The organism is Pseudonocardia sp. Ae331_Ps2 (assembly GCF_001932405.1).
Lineage (GTDB): Bacteria > Actinomycetota > Actinomycetes > Mycobacteriales > Pseudonocardiaceae > Pseudonocardia.
Genome location: NZ_MCIM01000006.1, coordinates 4,093 through 6,433 on the forward strand (window position 1 = coordinate 4,093; position 2,341 = coordinate 6,433).

The 2,341-nt window shown below is 71.5% G+C and carries 1 protein-coding gene and 1 pseudogene; both read right to left on the bottom strand.

Annotated features, from left to right (window positions below; all coding sequences use genetic code 11):
* Positions 1–537, bottom strand: a pseudogene (locus Ae331Ps2_RS32870) (hypothetical protein); the annotation flags it as partial.
* The coding region (locus Ae331Ps2_RS29820; RefSeq protein ID WP_217695671.1) for a hypothetical protein at positions 537–2,341 on the bottom strand (1,805 nt) is incomplete at its 5' end. The pseudogene Ae331Ps2_RS32870 and the gene Ae331Ps2_RS29820, both read right to left, overlap by 1 nt.

Below are 2,341 nucleotides of genomic sequence, written 5' to 3' on the forward strand. Positions count from 1 at the left end.
GTCGGCGGCGCGGGCGCGGTCAAACCACGGCCGCCACTCGGAGTCCTCCAACCGCCGGCCCGGGTCCCCGCCGGCGGCGCGGTGCTCGGGACGGTCACAGAACCCGCCTTGCGCCGCCTCGGGCGCGGCGAACGCGGCGTAAGCGTGCGGCACCCACCGGGTATGCCACTCCGCAGCCTGGAAACCTGAGCCGTGCGGGCTGTAGGCCTGCCGGTAGGCGGCGTGCAGCCACGACAACGTCTCACGGCCCCAAGAGTGCGCTGGCCAGCACGGCGGGATCTGCCGCACCGACGGTTCCAGGGTCGGTGTCAGGACCTGCCCCACCCATGTTCCGAGTTCGTCCCACGCCGCTGCTGCGTCCGCGGCGTCGAGCTGTGGCCAAGCCACCGGCCGTAGCCCGTCCGCAGTGCCCGGCCCGCTCTCACCGTCGTCAGCGCTGATGACAACGGTTTCGAGGTGGCTGATCCGGGCATCCAACGCCGTGACCAGCGCGGTGAGCTGTTCCAGCGCCGCCACCAACGACGGATGGGCGGTCATCAGCTGTATCCCAGACCGTGGCTGCGGCGCTGCTCGACATGCTGGTCGAGGCGCGGCACATCGTGCTGGTCAAGGTGATGACGCCGGGACGCTTCCTCAGCGCGGGCACGTTCCCGCGACCCGACCGACTCCACCTTCAGCCCAGCACCGGCCGCAGCGCTACTACCAGCCCGAAAACGGTCGGTACGGAGACGGTCGGTGCCGGTCCGCATCGCGAACTCCCGCCGCGGCCGGGGCCGGTCCTCGACCGGCACCACCATCGACGTGCTCCGGGTACGGCCACGCCGATGTAGCTCCTCTGCCGCGTGCCGGGCGTCCTCGGCGAGGTCACGGACACCGGTGTACCAGCCGGTGCGCCGCTCGTGTGCTGCCGTCCACGTCTCGACCTGGTCGTGAGCGAGCGTGGCCAGGGTCTGCGCGGTCCGGGCGTTGATCTCGGCCAGCTCCCGCGCCGCCGCGCCACCGGTCGGGTTGTCCCGTGCCGCGGCCGCGAGGTGCGCGTTCACCCGCGCGTCGTGCAGCCGCTCGTGTGCCGCCCACAACTGCTCGGCGGCATAGATCGGGGCGCCGGCGTGCACGCGTTCCCAGGTCTGGACCTTCTCCGCCAGCACCGCGTCCGGTAGCCGCCGATGCTCCACCAACGCGGCATCCACGCCGAGGGCGGCGACCGCCCGGGTCCACCACGCCCGGGCATAGACGTCATCAGCTGCCGGCGCCGGCCCCAGACTGGCCGCGGTATCAGCGATCCCGCTGTATTCCCGGTACCCGGCCGCGACACCCGCGCGGCGCACCCACTCCGACCACTCGCCGGTACCGGGCCCGGGCACCGCGCCGAGCGCTTCGACCGCCCACCCGGGTGCCTGCTCAGCAGCCCGCCGCCCCAGCACGCCGATCCGGTCGACGATCAACGGCGCCAACCGGTTCCGCTGCCGAGCATGAACACCATCACCAGTAACGGTCCACGACTCGAACACCGTCGCGGCGGTGACCGGGTCCTCCGGCACCCGTCCACTGACCGCGCCGGCGATCCGCCACCGCAGCACATCCGACACGTTCTCCGCCGAGTCCAGTTCCCGCGAGCCCGCAACCTGGGAGAGGAGCCGCGCCGGGTCATGCCCGGCCAACTCCGACTCCGCGAGGACCGCCAGCAGCGACCCGCGACCGCCCTCAGCCTCGACCCGGGCCGCGTTCACCGCACCCAACGCCCCCGTCAGAAGCCGGCCGGCCCGTTCACGGTGCTGCATCCGGGCCAGGTCGAACCAGTCCCCGGCCAGCGTCACCAACGACCGCGCCTGATCCTGCGCCTCGGCGCGGGCAGCCACCGCCGAGGTCTGCGCCCCACTGAACTCGATCACCGACGAAAACCGCGACCTCGCCGTCTCCGCTAGGGCCTGCGGATCATGAGCATCCGCCGGGCGGGCGGCGACCAGCCACACATGATTCTCCACCCGGCCCCGGGTGATCGCCGGATACACCGCGTCCCGGCCCATCTCCTCGGTGATGACCGAGTGCCCGGTGTCAACCGTCAACGACTGCGCCGCATGCACCGTCCCCGCATAGGCCAGCCGCAGATGCCGGGCGGCGTACTCGACCGGGAAATACGCGATCACTCCGTGCTGGTCACGCCCCAACAGAAAGTGATCATTGTTTTCATCACGGTGAGCACCGATGATCGTGTAGGTCTCCCGGTTGGTGACGAACGCACACAGCTGCCCCCCCCCACAGGCACCAGCCGGGAGATCCACCCGCACCGACCGATCGTTGAGCCGCGCCTGCACCTTGTCGCCGATCGACACCGCCTGAC